The 18396-nt window shown below is 66.2% G+C and carries 13 protein-coding genes and 1 riboswitch; of the genes, 6 read left to right on the plus strand and 7 right to left on the minus strand.

Translation table 11 applies throughout. From position 1 onward, the window contains the following. Window positions 1-57: 57 nt before the first annotated feature. From odhB to AC3EC3_RS01225, 6 genes are all read right to left on the minus strand, one after another. Window positions 58-1293: a 2-oxoglutarate dehydrogenase complex dihydrolipoyllysine-residue succinyltransferase gene (odhB, locus tag AC3EC3_RS01200; RefSeq protein WP_488487892.1), complete on the minus strand. Its 1236-nt coding sequence runs from the start codon at window positions 1291-1293 to the stop codon at window positions 58-60. A gap of 8 nt (window positions 1294-1301) precedes the next feature. After that, the gene (locus AC3EC3_RS01205) at window positions 1302-4163 is read right to left on the minus strand and encodes a 2-oxoglutarate dehydrogenase E1 component (protein WP_488487893.1); all 2862 of its coding nucleotides are present in this window, start codon (window positions 4161-4163) and stop codon (window positions 1302-1304) included. Between the two features lie 230 nt (window positions 4164-4393). Next, a complete protein-coding gene (sucD, locus tag AC3EC3_RS01210) occupies window positions 4394-5284 on the minus strand; it encodes a succinate--CoA ligase subunit alpha (RefSeq protein WP_260927168.1) in 891 nt (296 codons plus the stop codon). A 40-nt stretch (window positions 5285-5324) separates the two neighbouring features. Further along, on the minus strand, window positions 5325-6287 hold the full coding sequence (mdh, locus tag AC3EC3_RS01215; RefSeq protein WP_488487894.1) for a malate dehydrogenase: 963 nt from the start codon (window positions 6285-6287) through the stop codon (window positions 5325-5327). 422 nt (window positions 6288-6709) lie between these two features. After that, window positions 6710-7048, minus strand: coding sequence for a hypothetical protein (locus tag AC3EC3_RS01220; RefSeq protein WP_488487895.1), 339 nt, complete (start codon window positions 7046-7048; stop codon window positions 6710-6712). 229 nt (window positions 7049-7277) lie between these two features. Next, the gene (locus tag AC3EC3_RS01225; protein WP_488487896.1) at window positions 7278-8513 is read right to left on the minus strand and encodes a cell wall hydrolase; all 1236 of its coding nucleotides are present in this window, start codon (window positions 8511-8513) and stop codon (window positions 7278-7280) included. A gap of 202 nt (window positions 8514-8715) precedes the next feature. Next, window positions 8716-8941: riboswitch (cobalamin riboswitch) on the plus strand. A gap of 106 nt (window positions 8942-9047) precedes the next feature. Between AC3EC3_RS01225 and AC3EC3_RS01230 the strand changes: the two genes are divergently transcribed. The 4 genes from AC3EC3_RS01230 to AC3EC3_RS01245 are packed head-to-tail and all read left to right on the plus strand — an operon-like array spanning window position 9048 to window position 13592. After that, on the plus strand, window positions 9048-10955 hold the full coding sequence (locus tag AC3EC3_RS01230) for a TonB-dependent receptor plug domain-containing protein (protein ID WP_488487897.1): 1908 nt from the start codon (window positions 9048-9050) through the stop codon (window positions 10953-10955). Continuing rightward, the gene (locus AC3EC3_RS01235) at window positions 10952-11896 is read left to right on the plus strand and encodes an ABC transporter substrate-binding protein (protein WP_488487898.1); all 945 of its coding nucleotides are present in this window, start codon (window positions 10952-10954) and stop codon (window positions 11894-11896) included. Before AC3EC3_RS01230 ends, AC3EC3_RS01235 begins: the two co-directional genes overlap by 4 nt. Next, window positions 11893-12858: a FecCD family ABC transporter permease gene (locus AC3EC3_RS01240; RefSeq protein WP_488487899.1), complete on the plus strand. Its 966-nt coding sequence runs from the start codon at window positions 11893-11895 to the stop codon at window positions 12856-12858. Before AC3EC3_RS01235 ends, AC3EC3_RS01240 begins: the two co-directional genes overlap by 4 nt. Further along, the gene (locus AC3EC3_RS01245; RefSeq protein ID WP_488487900.1) at window positions 12855-13592 is read left to right on the plus strand and encodes an ABC transporter ATP-binding protein; all 738 of its coding nucleotides are present in this window, start codon (window positions 12855-12857) and stop codon (window positions 13590-13592) included. The genes AC3EC3_RS01240 and AC3EC3_RS01245 overlap by 4 nt, the downstream gene beginning before the upstream one ends. 109 nt (window positions 13593-13701) lie before the next feature. Here AC3EC3_RS01245 and AC3EC3_RS01250 read toward each other — a convergent pair whose 3' ends face one another. Then, entirely contained in the window at window positions 13702-14736 is a 1035-nt protein-coding gene (locus AC3EC3_RS01250) for a bile acid:sodium symporter family protein (RefSeq protein WP_488487901.1), read from the minus strand. Window positions 14737-14777: 41 nt separating this feature from the next. On the opposite strand from AC3EC3_RS01250, the gene AC3EC3_RS01255 reads away from it, so the two are divergent. Then, complete coding sequence (locus AC3EC3_RS01255) at window positions 14778-15677, plus strand: LysR substrate-binding domain-containing protein (RefSeq protein WP_488487902.1); 900 nt, start codon at window positions 14778-14780, stop codon at window positions 15675-15677. Between the two features lie 365 nt (window positions 15678-16042). Next, a complete protein-coding gene (locus tag AC3EC3_RS01260; protein WP_488487903.1) occupies window positions 16043-18367 on the plus strand; it encodes a TonB-dependent receptor in 2325 nt (774 codons plus the stop codon). Window positions 18368-18396 lie beyond the last annotated feature (29 nt).

The following is an 18396-nucleotide window of genomic DNA, read 5'->3' on the forward strand; positions in this document are numbered from 1 at the left end:
CGTTTCAGCGCTAGAGAAAACCCCGCCCGACCGGTGGGGCGGGCGGGGCCTTGAACCTTAGAGGTCGATGAGGAGACGGGTGGGATCCTCGATCGCTTCCTTGATCGTCTTGAGCGCGGTGACAGCCTCGCGACCGTCGATGATGCGGTGATCGTAGGACAGCGCGATGTACATCATCGGGCGGATCACGATCTCGCCGTTACGCACGACCGGACGGTCCTCGATGCGGTGCAGGCCGAGCACGGCCGACTGCGGCGGGTTGATGATCGGGGTCGACATCAGGCCGCCGAACACGCCGCCGTTCGAGATGGTGAAGGTGCCGCCGGCCATGTCGGCCATGGTCAGGGTGCCTTCCTTGGCCTTCTTGCCGAAGCCGGCAATGGCCTTCTCGATGCCTGCGAACGACAGCTTGTCGCAGTCCTTCACGACCGGAACGACGAGGCCGTTCGGAGCCGAGACCGCGATCGAGATGTCGACGTAGTCGTGGTAGACGATCTCGTTGCCGTCGATCTGGGCGTTGACCGCCGGGATGTCCTTGAGCGCCAGCACCGAAGCCTTGGCGAAGTAGGACATGAAGCCCAGCTTGATGCCGTGCTTCTTGGCGAAGATGTCCTTGTACTTGTCGCGCGAGGCGATGACGGCGGACATGTCGACGTCGTTGAACGTCGTCAGCAGCGCGGCATCTTCCTGCGCGGACTTCAGGCGCTTGGCGATCGTCTGACGCAGGCGCGTCATCTTCACGCGCTCTTCGTTGCGGGCCGAAGTGGCGACCGCAGCGGGAACCGAAGCGGCAGGCGCTGCGGAAGCGGGCTTGTTCTTGGCGGCCTCAAGGACGTCGTCCTTGGTGATGCGGCCGTCCTTGCCGGTGCCCTTGATCGAGGTGGGGTCGATGCCATGCTCCAGCACCGCGCGGCGAACCGCAGGCGAGAGCACCGAAGCACCGGCCGAAGCCTCGTCCGAAGCGGCAGGCGCTGCCGGAGCGACCGCAGCGGCGGGCGCCGGGGCCGAAGCCGTAGGAGCGGGGGCAGCCGCCTTGGGAGCGGCAGGCGCGCCGGAACCGGCTTCGATCGTGGCGATCAGCGCGCCGACAACGACGGTGTCGCCTTCGGCTGCCATGTGCTGGCCCATGACGCCCGCTTCGGGCGCCATGACGTCGATCGCGACCTTGTCGGTTTCGAGGCTGGCAATGGGTTCATCGGCGGCAACGGCTTCACCGGGCTGCTTCAGCCACTGGCCGATGGTGGCCTCGGAGACGGATTCGCCGAGCGTGGGGACCTTGACTTCAATGGACATGATTTATCTCAAGCCTTCTGCTTGCGACGGAGTTCGGAACGGACGGAAAGGTGCAGGGCATCGGCAACCAGCGCGGCCTGTTCGGCAACGTGGCGCTTGGCGAGACCCGTGGCCGGCGATGCGGCAGCGTTGCGACCGGCATAGCGCGGACGCGGGCTGGCGACACCGGCCTTGATCGCGGCGGCCTCGATCTGCGATTCGACGAAGAACCAGCCGCCGTTGTTCTGCGGCTCTTCCTGGCACCAGACGATCTCTTCGAGGTTCGGCATACGCGACAGGCGCGCGGCCAGCGGCTCGCCCGGGAAGGGATAGAGCTGCTCGATACGGATGATCTGGGTGTCGTCGATCTCGTTCTCGTCGCGCGCCTCGATCAGGTCGTAGAAGACCTTGCCCGAGCACAGGATCACCTTCTTGGTCGCGGTGTCTTCCGGAGCCTTGGGGTCCGAAAGGATGCGACGGAAGTGGTTTTCGCCGGTGAACTCCGAAGCAGCCGACTTCGCCAGCGGGTGGCGCAGCAGCGACTTGGGGGTCATGATGATCAGCGGCTTGCGGAACGAGCGCTTCATCTGGCGACGCAGGACGTGGAAATAGTTCGCCGGCGTCGTGATGTTGCAGACCTGGATGTTGTCCTCTGCGCAGAGCTGCAGGTAACGCTCCAGACGCGCCGAGGAGTGCTCGGGCCCCTGGCCTTCGTAACCGTGCGGCAGCAGCATGACGAGGCCGTTCGCGCGCAGCCACTTGGATTCGGCAGCGGCGATGTACTGGTCGATCACTATCTGGGCGCCGTTGGCGAAGTCGCCGAACTGGCCTTCCCAGAGCACCAGCGTCTTCGGATCGGCACTGGCATAGCCATACTCGAAGCCGAGCACGCCGTATTCCGACAGCGTCGAGTTGAGCACTTCGAAGCGACCGTGCGGCAGCGTGGTCAGCGGGGTGTACTTGTGCTCGTCCTTCTGGTCGACCCAGACGGCGTGACGCTGCGAGAAGGTGCCGCGCTCGCAGTCCTGACCGGACAGACGCACGCCGTAGCCTTCCGAGACGAGGCTGCCGAAGGCGAGGGCCTCGGCGGTCGCCCAGTCGAAGCCTTCGCCCGACTTGAACATCTCTTCCTTGGCGGACAGGACGCGGGCGAGGGTCTTGTGGACGGTGAGGTCTTCGGGGATCGTCGTCAGCGTGCGGCCGAGGCTGTCGAACAGCTTAGGCTCCAGCCCGGTGTCGACGCTGCGGCGCGCGGTTTCGGGATCGGCGGGCTTGTTGAAGCCGCTCCAGCGACCGCCGAACCAGTCAGCCTGGTTCGCCTTGTAGGTCTTGGAGGCTTCGAACTCCTCGTCGAGGTGCGCGGTGAACGCACCTTCGGCCTGCGCCAGGAAAGTGCCGTCGATGACGCCTTCCTTCTCCAGACGCTCGGCATAGATCTTCGACACCGGCGGGTGCTGGCGGATCTTGGCGTACATCAGCGGCTGCGTGAAGCCGGGCTCGTCGCCCTCGTTGTGGCCGAAGCGGCGATAGCACCACATGTCGATCACGATGTCGCGGCCAAAGGTCTGGCGATAGTCGATCGCCAGCTTGCACACGAAAGTCACGGCGGCGGGATCGTCGCCGTTGACGTGCAGGATCGGCGCCTGGACACCCTTGGCGATGTCCGAGGGGTAGGGCGAGTTGCGCGCGAACTGCGGGCTCGTCGTGAAACCGATCTGGTTGTTGATGACGAAGTGGATGCAGCCACCGGTGTTGTAGCCCTTGACGCCCGAGAGGCCGAAGCACTCCCAGTTGACGCCTTGCCCTGCGAACGCGGCGTCGCCGTGGATCAGCACGGGCAGGACCTGCTTGTGCTTGGCACCGGGGCCGACGTCGTCACCGATGTCGTCGTGGAACACCTGATAGGCGCGGGTCTTGCCCAGCACCAGCGGGTTCACGGTTTCGAGGTGCGACGGGTTCGGCATCAGGCTCATGTGAACCTTCACGCCGTCGAAATCGCGGTCGGTCGAGGTGCCGAGGTGATACTTGACGTCGCCCGAGCCACCCACGTCCTCGGGGTTGGCGGTGCCGCCCGAGAACTCGTGGAAGATGACCTTGTAAGGCTTGGCCATCACGTTCGCGAGGACGTTCAGGCGGCCGCGGTGGGCCATGCCGTAGACGATTTCCTTCACGCCCGTGACGCCGCCGTACTTGATGACGGCTTCGAGCGCGGGGATCATCGACTCGCCGCCGTCCAGGCCGAAGCGCTTGGTGCCGACGTACTTCTTGCCGAGGAACTTCTCGTACTGCTCGCCGCGCACGACGGCCTGAAGGATCGCCTTCTTGCCTTCGGGGGTGAACTCGATTTCCTTGTCCGGACCCTCGAAGCGCTCCTGCAGGAAGCGGCGCTCCTCGACGTCCGAGATGTGCATGTATTCGAGGCCGACCTTGCCGCAGTAGTTGGCGCGCAGGATCTGCACCAGCTCGCGCACCGTCGTCCATTCAAGGCCGAGGTTGCCGCCGACATAGACGGGGCGGTCCAGCGCGGCGCCGGTGAAGCCGTGGTACTCGGGCGTGAGGTCGGCGGGGAGCTTGGCGCGGGCGAGGCCCAGTGGATCGAGATCGGCAGCGAGATGACCACGCACGCGGTAGGTGCGGATCAGGTTCATTGCGCGAAGGGCGTCGGCAGCGGCCTGGTCGAGGCTGGCCTGATCGACCTTCTTGGCCTCGCCGCCGCCCTTGGCGGCCGACTTCTCGATCGCGAGCTTGAGAGCGGAAGGATCGAGGCCCTGCGTCAGGTCGTCCTCGAACTCGGCGCCGACCAGCGGCCAGTTGCTGCGCTGCCAGCTGGGACCGGCCTGGGGACCATCGAGGCCCTGGTCAGCGGTGAAGTCGAAACTCTCGTCGCCCATAAGTCACCTATCTGCGCGCCGGGGGGTGTGATCCGGACGCGGCTTCAAGTCTGTTATCCCGCGGATCAGGTGGGGGCCGTCACGGTTCCGGTCAATATCGCCGGAATGCGTTACCGGAGGCGCCTGCCGTCCTGGGTCCGCTGCAAAATCCTGTTCCGGCGTCTGAAAAGCACCGGCTTTTATGGTTCCGGTCGGCGGGGAGCGCTGCTCCCCGCCGACCGGACATCAGATCAGGCGTATTCCTTGAGGACGTCCACAAGGGTTTCGCCGAGCAGCGAGGGCGAGGGGCTCACGCGGATGCCGGCCTCTTCCATGGCTGCGATCTTGTCTTCGGCGCCGCCCTGGCCGCCCGAGACGATGGCGCCTGCGTGGCCCATGCGGCGGCCCGGAGGCGCCGTGCGACCGGCGATGAAGCCGACCATCGGCTTCTTGCGGCCCTTCTTGGCCTCGTCCTTGAGGAACTGGGCTGCTTCTTCTTCCGCGCTGCCGCCGATCTCGCCGATCATGATGATCGACTTGGTGGCGTCGTCGGCGAGGAACAGTTCCAGCACGTCGATGAAGTTGGTGCCGTTGACCGGGTCGCCGCCGATGCCGACGGCCGTGGTCTGGCCGAGGCCTGCGTTGGTGGTCTGGAACACCGCCTCATAGGTGAGGGTGCCCGAGCGCGAGACCACGCCGACCGAACCCTTCGAGAAGATCGAACCGGGCATGATGCCGATCTTGCACTCGCCGGGGGTCAGGACGCCGGGGCAGTTCGGGCCAATCAGGCGCGACTTCGAACCCGAAAGCGCGCGCTTCACCTTGACCATGTCGAGAACGGGGATGCCCTCGGTGATCGCGATGATGAGTTCCATCTCGGCGTCGATCGCCTCGAGGATCGAGTCGGCGGCGAATGGCGGCGGCACGTAGATGCACGATGCGGTCGCACCGGTCGCGGCCTTGGCTTCGGCAACGGTGTTGAAGTTGGGCAGACCGATGTGGGTCGTGCCGCCCTTGCCGGGGGTCACGCCGCCGACCATCTGGGTGCCGTAGGCGAGCGCCTGCTCGGTGTGGAAAGTGCCGGTGGCACCGGTCATCCCCTGGGTGATGACCTTGGTATTCTTGTCGACGAGAATGGACATTAATCGGCTCCTTGGGGAGTCAGTGGTATATGTTCAGGGATCAGGCGAGCGAGGGATCGATGCCCTTGCAGGCCACGAGCAGTTCCTTGACCGCGTCGACCGAGACCTGGAGGTTGCTCTTGGCTTCCTCGTCCAGTTCGATCTCGATGATCTTCTCGATGCCGTCGGCACCGATCATCGCCGGAACGCCGACGTAGAGGCCGTCAACGCCGTAGGCGCCGTCGACATAGGCCGCGACGGGCAGGATGCGCTTCTGGTCATTGAGATAGGCTTCGGCCATCGAGATGGCGGAGGCAGCCGGTGCGTAGAACGCCGAACCGGTCTTGAGCAGGCCGACGATCTCGCCGCCGCCCGAACGGGTGCGCTGCACGATGGCGTCGATCTTCTCCTTGGTGGAGAGGCCCATCTTGATGAGGTCGGGAACGGGGATGCCGTTGACGGTCGAGTACTGGACGACCGGAACCATGGTGTCGCCGTGGCCGCCGAGCACGAACGTGTTCACGTCGCGGATCGAGACGCCGAACTCCCAGGCGAGGAAGGTCGAGAAGCGGGCCGAATCGAGCACGCCGGCCATGCCGACGACCTTGTTCGCGGGGAGGCCCGAGAACTCGCGCAGTGCCCAGACCATCGCGTCGAGCGGGTTGGTGATGCAGATCACGAAAGCGTCGGGGGCGTTGGCGGCGATGCCTTCGCCGACCGACTTCATCACCTTGAGGTTGATGCCGAGCAGGTCGTCGCGGCTCATGCCGGGCTTGCGGGCAACGCCTGCGGTGACGATGATGACGTCGGCGCCGGCAATGTCGGCATAGTCGTTGGTGCCGGTGATCTTGGCGTCGAAGCCTTCGACCGGGCCGCACTGCGACAGATCGAGCGCCTTGCCCTGCGGGAGACCTTCAGCCACGTCGAACAGGACGATATCGCCCAGTTCCTTCTGTGCGGCGAGGTGTGCCAGCGTGCCGCCGATGTTGCCGGCGCCGATGAGGGCAATCTTCTTACGAGCCATTTTGCGTTTTCGTCCTTCCCAAAGGCGGGACTGCCGGACCTGACAGCGATCTGCTTCGTCCCGCAAAGGCAGCCGCCGTTTGTTTCGGGAGCGGGCAGTACGCCCCTCACGCAGCTAATGCAACCGCGAAACGGCGCTCGAAAGCGGAGAATTCCGGAATTTACAGATAATGGTTCGCAGTTGCAATAAGCGCTCAATTGCAAGCGACAATGGCGGGAAACCGCGCGATTCCCGGTTCACCAAGAGATGCGCGCAGTTGCATCGGGACGCAACCTGCCTCGGACGAGGCGGGGGTGATCCGCGTCGGGCGGCGTTTGCTGCAACTGCCGTGACGCCCTTCGCGCGCGTCGCGGTTGTATGGCTGCCAGAGTCGCGCGGTGAAAGGGCAAAGTGGAGGGCTGCGAGAAGGTAGAACCGGGGAATCAGGCGCGGGCGAATCCGCGGGCGGCACGGCGGTCGAGCTGCCGGCAGATGTCGATCCAGTGGTCCGAGCGAGCCTCGTCGCCGTCGCGTCGGGCGGCTTCGGCCCGCTCTCGGGCAATGCGCGCGGCGGCGAGGCCGTGGTCGGCGAAATGGCGCAGGGCGCATTCGAGCTGCGGATCGATCAGGGCGACGGGGGGCGTAGACGTGTCAGACTTGTGCGGCGTCGCAGCGTGCCGAAGGGCATTGTCGTTGGCGCCATTGAGTGGCGCGCTGCCGCACAGGGCCCGGGCAATAGCCGGACTTGCCCCACCGAAGGCGGGGGAGAAGCGGATAGTCATGGCGTCGCGTACCCTGTCTTGCGGCCGTTCGTTTATGGCCGGTTGTCTGTGATTGGCCCCGTTGAACCCCTCAGTAGCGCGGTAGGCGCTAAGCCTTCCTGCATGGGGATGGTTGACCAAATCTTGCCAGCTTCTCGCACTTGCGATGAGGCGAGTCGCCCGTGCGTCGATCCGACCGGCGTGCCGCTGTTCGAAATGAAAAACGCAGCGGGGCGCTATTGTCCGGGCGTTATTGTCCGGGTTGGGCGATCCAGCGGCCGGAATTGGCGTATTCGTCCTTTACGCCGGTGGTCTGCGGCAGATTCTGCGCACGGTACAGATCCTCGCCGCCGCGCGCGCGCACCTCGCTGGAGTAGAGCGGGGTGGGCGGCGTGGAGGACGGGGCAGGCGTGGCCGTCATCGCAGCCGGGCTGGCCGAAGCTGCGGGCGCAGGCGCCATCGCGGCATAGGCCTTCTGCAGGGCGACGGGATCGGAGGCCAGCGTATCGGCGGCCCGCTGGGCGGGCGTCTCCATCCGTCCGGGCACCGGCAGCGGTTCGCCGCCGTGATAGACGAAGCGGAAGGTCGCGGCGCCGCCTGCCGGGCCTTGCAGGGCGTAGAAGCGGTGCGCGCCGATGGTTTCGAGGTAGTGCAGGCTGTCCGCCCAGTAGGGATGCACCTGTACCGTATGATAATGCGTGGCGAGGCCGATCGGCGTGTAGACGTAGCCCGCCAGTGCGGCAGCGGCCACGGCACGGGCACGGTCCCAGAACAGCGCCACCGGTTTGCGGCCCAGCGAGCCGTCGCAGGTAAAGGTGAACTGACAGCCCCCGCCCGCTCTCGTCGCGCCCTGATAGACCACGCCGCACACGGTGTTGGGGAAAGCGGGGTGCGCCACGCGGTTGAGCACCACTTGCGCCACCGCGCGCTGCCCGGCGTCCGGCTCGCTCGCCGCTTCGTAATAGACCGCCTGTGTCAGGCACTGGAGTGCGCGCATGTGATCGAGCGGGGTGTCGTCGATGATCATCGAGCGTGCCGCCGGGCCGGTGCTGCCGGGCAGGCCATCGCCAAGGTCGGCGCCGTCATCCGCGTCGGAGTGGATGCCGTCGCCGATCTGCGGTGTGGGCGGGGCAAGGTCGAGGTAATAGAAGGCGGCGCCGGGGAACGAGCCTGCGGCGGTTTCGAACGGCATCGGCGTGACCTGCCCGCTGTCCTCCTCGGCGGCGGGGAGGCGGAAGGGCTGCCAGTCACCGGGCGCGGCGAAAGCGGGGATCGCCACGAGCGCGAGCACGGCGCTTGCCAACGACCAGCGGCGGCGCACGATGCGCTGGCGACGGCGCCCGGTGCCGCGAACCACCCGCCCCGCGAAGTCGCGCGGGCGCGGCTCCCATGCCGGCGTTCCGGCGGGGGTGCCGTCAGCCTCGGGAAGCGTCCTTGCGGGCGACGCGCTGCGCGCGAGGCCGGGAGGGAGCCAATGGGTCGTCACGTCTGCTCTTCGCGCTATGCCTTGCTGTTCACGCTGTCTGCGCGCCCTATACGCGTTCGGGAGAGCTTGCGCATCTGCGCGCGCTGGCCTGTCCCGAAGCTGCACAGTGTCGCTTTATGGCCGCGCTATACACGCAAAGGTCTTAACGAGAGCCTCGCAAGGCACGCCTGCGCTTGCCAGATTCCGGGGCGGGCGGTAACGCGCATGTCACGTCATGGGTTTTCGCGGGTCGCCTTTCAGGGGGGAGGCACGCGGACTAAGAGGGAAGCGGGTGCGGGGATCGGTCCCCAAGGCCCGCGCTGTCCCCGCAACTGTGACCGGGGAGCCCGCGCTTCCATTCGGCCACTGGATCGTCCCTCGATCCGGGAAGGCGGCAGGCGCGACGATGATCCGGGAGCCAGGAGACCTGCCGATGACGGTCGTTCCGCGCCGGACGGGGAGTTCCGGAGATGCAGCGGGCACGCGCCGGGCAAAGCACCCGCGTGCGGCCTCCGCCATGAACGGCATATTCGTTCAGGTTTGGAGGACTATTACGTGAAGACCCTTTTGCTGCTCGGCACTGCGCTGGGCCTGTCTGCCGCTGCGCCTGCTTTCGCGCAGGATGACAACGCCGCGATCACCACGGCGGACGCCGTGCGCGACGATCATATCACCGTGCTCGCCACCGGCAGCGCCACCAGTGTCGACAAGGCGGGCCAGCCCATCGACGTGATCGGCGCGGACGAGATCGACAGCGTGCAGGGCGCGGACATCAGCCGCGTGCTGGAGCGTCTGCCCGGCGTTACCATCGCGCGCAACGGCGGTCTCGGTTCGGCGACCAGCCTGTTCGTGCGCGGCGCCAATTCGCAGCAGGTTCTCGTCATGGTCGACGGCATCCGCGTGGCGGACGTCGCGGCGACGGGGGGCGGCTACGACTTCGGCAACCTGATGACCGGCTCGATCGGCAAGATCGAACTGCTGCGCGGTTCGAACTCGGTGGTCTGGGGCTCGGACGCCATCGGCGGCGTGCTCAACGTGACCTCGCGCGATGTCAACGGTGTGGAGGCACGCGCCGAATACGGTTCGCGCAACACCTTCGACGGGCAGATGAGCGCAGGCGTTTCCGGCGACACCTACGGCGTCACGCTCGATGGCGGCTATACCCGCACCGACGGTATCTCGCAGGCCGCCATCGGCACCGAGGATGACGGTTTCCACCAGTGGCGCGTGGGCGGCCATGGCCATGTCGAACTGATGCCGGGCCTCACCGCCAGCCTCGCCGGGCGCTATACCGAGGGCAAGCTGGACATCGACGGTTATCCCGCGCCCAGCTACGTGACCTTCGACGATACCGACGATTATCAGAAGACCCGCGAGATCGGCGGACGCGGCGCGCTCGACTGGACCGGCGACACGCTGAGCCTGGGCGTTGCCTACCAGCTGTCGGACACCCGCCGCCGCTACTATGGCGAGAGCTACAACTATTGCGGTTCGGACAGCTGCTACTTCACCCATGGCCAGAGCCGCCGCGCCGAGCTGACCGGCAGCTGGAATGCCTGGCGCGACCTGCGCCTCGATTTCGGGGCCGATCACGAATGGTCGCGCATGGACGAAAGCGACGATGCGCGCCACCACGCGAACCTCTCCAGCGCCCATGCCTTGCTCGGCTGGTATTCGCAGGTGGTCAATCTGGCAGCGGGTGTTCGCTATGACGACCATTCGCGCTTTGGCGGGGCCTGGACCTTCGGGGCCAACGGTTCGGTCGCGGTCGTGGGCAACTGGCGCGTGATCGCTTCGTACGGCGAGGGCTTCAAGGCGCCGTCGCTCTACCAGCTCTATTCGAACTACGGCGATACCTCGCTCAAGGCCGAGCGCAGCCGGTCCTACGATGCCGGGATCGAGTATGGCGACCGCAACGGCCCGCTCTACTTCGCGCTCACCGGCTTCCGCCGCGACACCCGCAACCTGATCGACTTCGTCTCCTGCGTGGGTGACGAACAGTGCGAGGCGCGCCCCTATGGCCTCTATGCCAATGTCGGCAAGGCGCGGGCGACGGGTGCGGAGCTGGAACTGGGCGCGCAGGTCTCGCCCGCGCTTCATGCCCAGGCGGTCTATACCTACACCAGGTCGGTCAACCGCACCTCGGGCGATGCGAACGAGGGCCTCGACCTTGCCCGTCGTCCGCGCAATGCGCTGACGCTCTCGCTCGACTGGACCAGCCCGCTGCACGGTCTCAAGCTGGGCGGCGATCTGCGCATGGTCAGCGACAGCTGGAACGACGCGGCCAACACTACCCAGATCGACGGCTGGGCGACCGGCACGATCCGCGCCTCGCTGCCCATCAACGACAAGGTGGAAGTCTTTGCACGGGTCGAGAACGTCACCGACGTGAAGTACGAGCTTGTCACCGATTATGGCACTGCCGGACGCTCGGTGTTCGGCGGCATCCGCGTGACGATGTGATCCTGACGCCTCCCTTCGCCTCGCGCCGGGGGGAGGCGCACGGCCGGCGGCGGGCGCGCGTGCTGCGCCTGTCGCTGGGGCTTGCCGCCGCAGCATGTCTTGGCGGTGGACTGTTCGGATACTGGTTCCGCGAACCCGTCCCTTCGCGCACCATGGCTCATCCCGCGATCGTTTCTATCAATCCCTGCACCGATGCGATCCTTGCCGAAGTGACCGCACCCGGCCAGTTGCGCGCAATTTCCGATTATAGTGCCGATCCGGCGTCGAGTTCGATGGACCTGGCGATAGCGAGGCGCTATCCCGCCATCGGAAATTCGGTCGAGGAAGTTATCGCGATGCAGCCCGATGTGGTGGTCGCGAGTTCCTTCCTTGCGCCGTCCACCCGTACGGCGCTTGAGGGATTGGGGATAAAGGTCGTGACGGTTCCCATTGCGTCCAGTGTGGCGCAGTCAGAAGCACAGGTGCGGATGCTGGCGGATGTCGCCGGCAACCGCGCGCGCGGCCAGGCACTGGTCGCGCGCATCGATCGTGCGCTCGCGGCTGCCGCACCCTCTGCGGGTTCGCGCAAGGTCGCTGCGTTGATGTGGGAAACCGGCGGCATCGTCGCGGGCAGCGATACCCTGATTTCCGAACTGATGGAGCGTACCGGCTTTTCCAATGCCGCGACGGCCGCCGGTTTCACGCAGGCCGACTTCGTGCCGCTGGAACAGGTGCTGGCCCATCCGCCGGGCGTGATCCTTGCACAGAGCGGGCCGGAAGGCGTGCGTGACCGGATGCTCGACAATCCGGTGCTGAATGAGCTTGCCGATACGCCGCGCGCGCAAGTGCCGGGAAATCTGCTGTGGTGCGGTGGCCCGACGATCGTGCGCGCTGCCCGGCGGCTGGCGGCGATCCGTCGCAGCGCGCCGGTGCAGGCCCTCGCAGCCGGGAGACATCCTTGAACGTCCGCCTGCTGCTGAGCCTGAGTGGTCTGCTGCTTATCGCACTTCCTCTCTCGCTGCTGACCGGCCGGGTGTGGTTCAATCCCTTCGATCCCCACGTTAACCATGTTTCGACGATCCTGATGGACCTGCGCCTGCCGCGTGCGCTGCTGGCGGTGGCGCTGGGGGCAGGGCTCGGTACTGCGGGCGCCGCGATGCAGGGCTATCTGCGCAATCCGCTGGCCGATCCCGGCCTGTTCGGCGTGGCGCCTGCGGCCGCGCTGGGCGCTGTGCTCTCGTTCTGGACGGGGTACGCGGCGGCGCCCTTCACGCTTCCGATCTTCGCGCTGGCAGGCGGGGCGGGCGGCATGGCGCTGCTCGCGCTGCTGGCCGGGCGCAGCGGGGGCATTGCGCTGTTCACATTGGCCGGGCTGATGATTTCCAGCCTTGCGGGTGCCTTGACCAGCCTTGTCATCAGCCTTTCGCCGTCGCCTTTCGCCGTCAGCGAGATCGTGACCTGGCTGATGGGAGCGCTGTCCGATCGCAGCTGGGGCGATGTCGAACTGGCCATGCCGCTGACGGCGCTGGGCATTGGCGCGCTGTTGCTGACCGGGCGCAGCCTCGATGCGATGACGCTGGGCGAAAGTGCGGCACGCTCGCTCGGCGTCGACCTGTGGCGCCTGCAGGTCTGGCTGATCCTCGGCGTCGGTTTGACGGTGGGGGCGGGCGTTGCGGTGGCCGGCGTGATCGGTTTCGTCGGGCTTGTCGTGCCGCATCTGGTGCGCCCGTTCACCGACCGGCGCCCGTCTTCGCTGATGGTGCCGAGCGCATTGGCAGGGGCGCTGCTGTTGCTGGTCGCCGACTGTCTGTGCCGGGTGATGCCGCTGAAGGGCGGCGAATTGCGGCTGGGCATTGGCCTTGCGCTGCTGGGCGCGCCGTTCTTCCTGCACCTGCTGCTGCGCATGCGCCGGGGCGCGATATGAGCCTCTCGCTGGCAGATGTGACGGTGCGCGGGCGGCTCGACGGCGTTTCGCTCGGGTTCGACCGCAATATGGTGACGGCGATCTGCGGCCCGAACGGCGCGGGCAAGTCGACGCTGCTGGGCTGCCTTGCCGGTTTGATGAAACCCGATTCCGGCGACGTCCTGCTCGGCGATGCCCCGCTGGCGAAGATGGACTCGCTCGAACGCGGGCGCTGGATGGGCTATCTGCCACAGGCGCCCGAAGTGGCGTGGGACGTCGCGGTCGAGACGCTGGTCTCGCTCGGGCGGCTGCCGTGGGTGGCCTCGTCGGCCAGCGAGGCGCAGGCGGCCATCGATGCGGCGATCCGGACGATGGATCTGGAAGCGTTGCGCCATCGCCCGGTGTCGCAGCTCTCGGGCGGAGAGCGCGCGCGGGCGCTGATGGCGCGGGTGCTGGCGACGAAACCCGGCTGGCTGCTGGCGGACGAGCCGCTCGCGAACCTCGATCTCGGCCATGCGGCGATGACGATGCGCAAGATGCGCGAGCAGGCCCGAGCCGGGTGCGGGGTGGTGCTGGTACTGCACGACCTTGCCAGCGCGATGAACTGTGCGGACCGGGTGGTCGTGCTTCAGGATGGACGTGTCGTGGCGGACGGCCATCCCGACGATGCGCTGGCGAGCGATATCATCCGCGAGGTATGGGGCGTGCGCGCCCGCTGGCTGGGCGAGCAGGGCGCACGGGCGCTGGCGGTTTAGAGCATTTTCTAATCAGGTGGAATCACCTGATGACTCGGAAAATGCGGCTAATCAAAAACTTAGAGTGGTTGATTCGGCGCAGCCAGATCGAAAACCGCTCTAACAGCGATTACGCCGGACGGGCGGCCGCGACCGGGGTTTCCACTTCGGGCTCTTCTGGCCGTGCGCCATAGCGGCGGGCGAGCACAGCGCAGGTGAACAGCTGGATCTGGTGGAACAGCATCAGCGGCAGCACGATCAGGCTGACCGAGGCGGCGGGGAACAGGATCGTCGCCATCGGGATGCCGCTCGCCATGCTCTTCTTGGAGCCGCAGAAGACGATGGCGATCTCGTCCTCCTTGTTGAAGCCCAGCTTGCGCGACCCCCAGGTGGTCAGCGTGATGACGATTGCCAGCACCAGCGCGTCGATCACCAGCACCACGGCGAGGTCGCTCAACGACAGGCGGCTCCAGGCGCCGGCCACCATGCCGTGGCTGAAGGCGGCATAGACCACCAGCAAGATCGAGCCGCGATCGACGATCGTGGTCAGCAGCTTGTGGCGGGTGATGAACTTGCCGATGAAGGGCCGCGCGATCTGGCCCAGCACGAAGGGCAGCAGGATCTGCATGGCGATGTCCTCGATCGCGCTGGTCGAGAACCCGCCCGAAGGGCTCGACATCACGACGGCGGCCAGCAGCGGGGTGATGATCACGCCGATCAGGTTCGAGAACGAGGCACTGCACAGCGCCGCCGCCACGTTGCCGCGCCCGATCGAGGTGAAGGCGATCGAGGACTGCACGGTCGAGGGCAGCAGGCACAGGAACACAAGGCCGTTCAGGATCTCGGGCGAGGCGATGGGGCCGAGCACGCCTTTCAGCCCCAGGCCGATCAGCGGAAACAGCGCGAAAGTGGACAGGAACACGGTCAGTTGCAGGCGCCAGTGCGACATGCCCGCCCAGACCGCCTGGGGGGCGAGGCGCGCGCCGTAGAGGAAGAACAGCAGGTCCACCGCTACGTCGACGGCATGATCGGCGATCACCGCGCCGGTCCCGCGCGCGGGCAGGATCGAGGCCAGCGCAACGGTGCCGATCAGCATCAGCAGATAACGGTCGATGTTCTTCAGCCGGGCCGCGATACGCGCGCCGAGAGTGCGTTCCTGTGTCATGCCCGGTGATGTACTCGCTGGCATGGTCATGGACAATCGTGATGAAGCTGATAACTGTCATCACGATCATGAATGCCGTGTCCTCTGTCCATCCCGATCTGCTGCGCGCACTGGTGGCCGTGGTGGAGGCGGGCAGCTTCACCGCGGCCGCGCGAAGTCTTTCGCTGCGCCAGTCGACCGTCAGCCAGCAGGTGCGGCGACTGGAGGAGCAGGTGGGGCGCCGTCTGCTGCTGCGCGATACCCACCATCTGGCGCTGACGCCGGAGGGCAGCGCGTTCCTCGACCATGCCCGCCGCGTGCTCGATGCCTATGCGCGGATGGAACGGCACCTGTCCGGCGCGCCGTTGCGCGGGCGGCTGCGCTTTGGCGCTTCGGAAGACTTCGTGCTTTCGGCGCTGCCCGATGTGCTGGCGGCTTTCGCGCGGCGTCACCCGGAAGTCGATCTGGCGGTGACGGCGGGGCTCAGCGAGGATCTCTATACCGATTACGACGCCGGGCGCCTCGACATCGTGATGGTCAAGCGGCGGCGCGGCGATACGCGCGGCACCACGGTCTGGCGCGAGAAGCTGGCGTGGGTGGGGCGTGCCGACTTCGTGCTCGACCCGGCAGGCCCTGCGCCGATGCTGTTCTATCCGCCGCCCAGCGTCACCCGTGCGCTGGCGATCGAGGCGCTGGAACAGGCGGGGCGTTCCTGGCGTCTCGCGTTCACCAGCGCCAACCTTTCCGGCCTGTTCGCCGCCGCGCGGGCAGGCGTGGGCGTGATGCCGCATTCGGCGCGCCTGTTGCCGGAAAGCGTCTCGGCGATCGACCGCGAAGGGCTGCCTGTACTGCCCGAAATCGAGTTCGTGGTGCTGGGGCCGGGCGGTCGCCATGCCGTGGCCGAGGCGCTGACCGCCGCGATCCTGCAATGGGCGCGGGTGCCGGTCCGTCGGGGTGCGTGAGGGCCACACCAGCCGATAAGCCAGCCGAAGCAGGCAAATGGCGCGAATCGATACCTGTTGCATCGCGGTAACGCATGCTGCGCTATCCGGGCTGGTCGGGCTGTCATGCCAGTGTCGTGATACTGTTCAGTATCCAGAAAAGTAACGGGAATCCGCAAGTTTCGGAATGTCGCGAGAAACAACTGATGCGGTGTTGCCACAGTGTATCGGCAAGTTTCCAGTTGTTTGCACGAGCAACATAAGTGCCATAAATCAGGGGCAGCAACCCAAGCATGGGCTGCCTGCCCGGACAGAGGGGTTCCCTGGGGGATTTTCCGGGGGAATTGTCGCCCGGCAGGCGGAAATTCAGTTTCGTGAGGACTTGTATGAAAACCGTGATCCTGCGGCGCGCTCTGGCGTGCGGCGCTGCGCTGTGTGCGCTTTCGACCGGCGGCGTCGCTCTGGCGCAGACCTCTGCCTCGACCACCGCCAGCGCTGCTGCTGCCGATACTGCCGCTGCCGACAATGGCAGCGAGAACGGCGGCGCGATCATCGTGACGGCCGAGCGTCGCAAGGAAAACCTCCAGAACGTGCCGGTCTCGGTTGGCGTGCTCTCGGGCGAAGACATGAAGACGTTTGCGACCAACGGCGCGGACACGCTTCTTTCGCTCTCGGGCAAGGTGCCGGGCCTCTACGTCGAAAGCTCGACCGGCCGCATCTTCCCGCGCTTCTACATCCGTGGCCTCGGCAACGTGGACTACTATCTCGGCGCTTCGCAGCCGGTGGAAGTGATCCAGGACGACATCGTCATGGAGCATGTCGTGCTCAAGTCGAACCCGGTGTTCGACGTCGCGCAGACCGAAGTGCTGCGCGGACCGCAGGGCTCGCTGTTCGGCCGCAACACCACGGCTGGTATCGTCAAGTTCGACACCGTGCAGCCCTCGAAGACCTGGCAGGGCGACATCAACGCCAGCTGGGGCACGTTCAACTCGGTGAACGTCGAAGGCGGCATCGGCGGCCCGCTGACCAAGGACGGCTCGATCAGCTTCCGTCTCTCGGGCCTCTACCAGCACCGCGACAACTGGATCGACAACACCTACACCGGCACAAGCGATGACGGCACCGTGGGCGGCAAGAACGTCATGGGCGGCTTCAACGAGCGCGATGCCCGCCTGCAGGTGCTGTTCGACGAAGGCCCGCTGCAGGTCCGCGTTTCGGGCCACGTGCGCGATTACGACGGCACGTCGACCCCGTTCTATCGCGGTTCGATCATCAAGGGCACCAATTCGGTTCCCGACAGCTTCAGCCGGGGCGAGATCGCGCTCGACGAGGGCATGAACAACCCGCAGGCGGCGCGTACGCAGGGCTTCTCGGTCAAGGCCGACTATGACCTCGGCTTCGCCACGCTGACCTCGATCACCGGTTACGAGCACGCGCACGAGTGGAGCCGCGGCGATACCGACGGCGGTGCGGCGGCGTACTACAACAACGTGGGCTATGGCGAATCGCAGGGCAAGCTGCGCAGCCTCAACCAGTGGTCGCAGGAAGTGCGCCTGGCCAGCCCGACCAACCAGCCGCTGCGCTGGCAGGTCGGCGGCATGTACTTCGATTCGCGTGACTACACCGAGTTCGACCAGCGCGCCTACTTCCTGACCAGCGATGCCTTCGGCACGGCGCCCAACCCGAACAACTGGGTGCTGCTGCACAACGTCAACACCTCTTGGGGCGTGTTCGGTCAGGTCGCCTATGACGTTACCGACCGCCTGACGCTGACCGGCGGCTTCCGCGAATCGCAGGACATCCGCCACACCACGCTGCTCAAGGCGAACAACGTCGCTTCGGGCACCGGTACTTTCGCGGTGCCGGACGTGCGCCTGTCGAGCACCAAGCCCAGCTTCGATGCGACCGCGCTCTACAAGCTGGATCCGGACGTCAGCCTCTATGCCCGCATCGCGCGCGGCTTCCGTGGGCCGACCATCCAGGGCCGCTCGGCCGTGTTCGGCTCGCCGTTCACGACGGCGAACTCGGAAACCAACACCAGCTACGAAGCCGGTGTGAAGACCACCTTCATGGGTGGCCGCGCGCACTTCAACTTCGACGGCTTCTATTATGTCGTGAAGGACATCCAGCTGAACGGCAGCGACGAGAACGGCAACACCGTGCTCTTCAACGCCAACAAGGCACAAGGGTACGGCATCGAGGCCGCGCTCGACATGTCGCCGGTCGAAGGCCTGACCTTCAACGCCGGTCTCAGCCTGCTGCACACCGAGATCGACGACAAGAACGTCTATGCGCAGGTCTGCGCGCTCAACGGCGCGATGGTCTGCACCGTGGAGAACCCGGTCACGCAGGTCGGCTCGAACTACTTCGCGCAGATCGACGGCAACCCGCTGCCCAACGCGCCGAAGTGGAACCTCAACTTCTCAGCCCGTTACGAGCACCCGGTCGGCCCCGGCACGGCCTTCATCTCGACCGACTGGAACGCGCAAGGCTACACCAGCTTCGTGCCGTACAAGTCGGTGGAGTTCAGCTCGAAGGGCAACTTCGAGGGTGGTCTGCGCGTCGGTTACGACTACCAGAACTGGGAGTTCTCGGTCTGGTCGCGCAACATCACCAACGAGAAGAACCTGCTCGGCGTGCTCGATAACTACATGGCCGGCGTCTACAACGACCCGCGCACCATCGGCGCCTCGATCAGCTTCAAGTACTGAGGCCTGACAGCATTCTGACAAGGCGGGCC

The sequence above is a fragment of the Novosphingobium sp. BAM6 genome, from assembly GCF_057784955.1.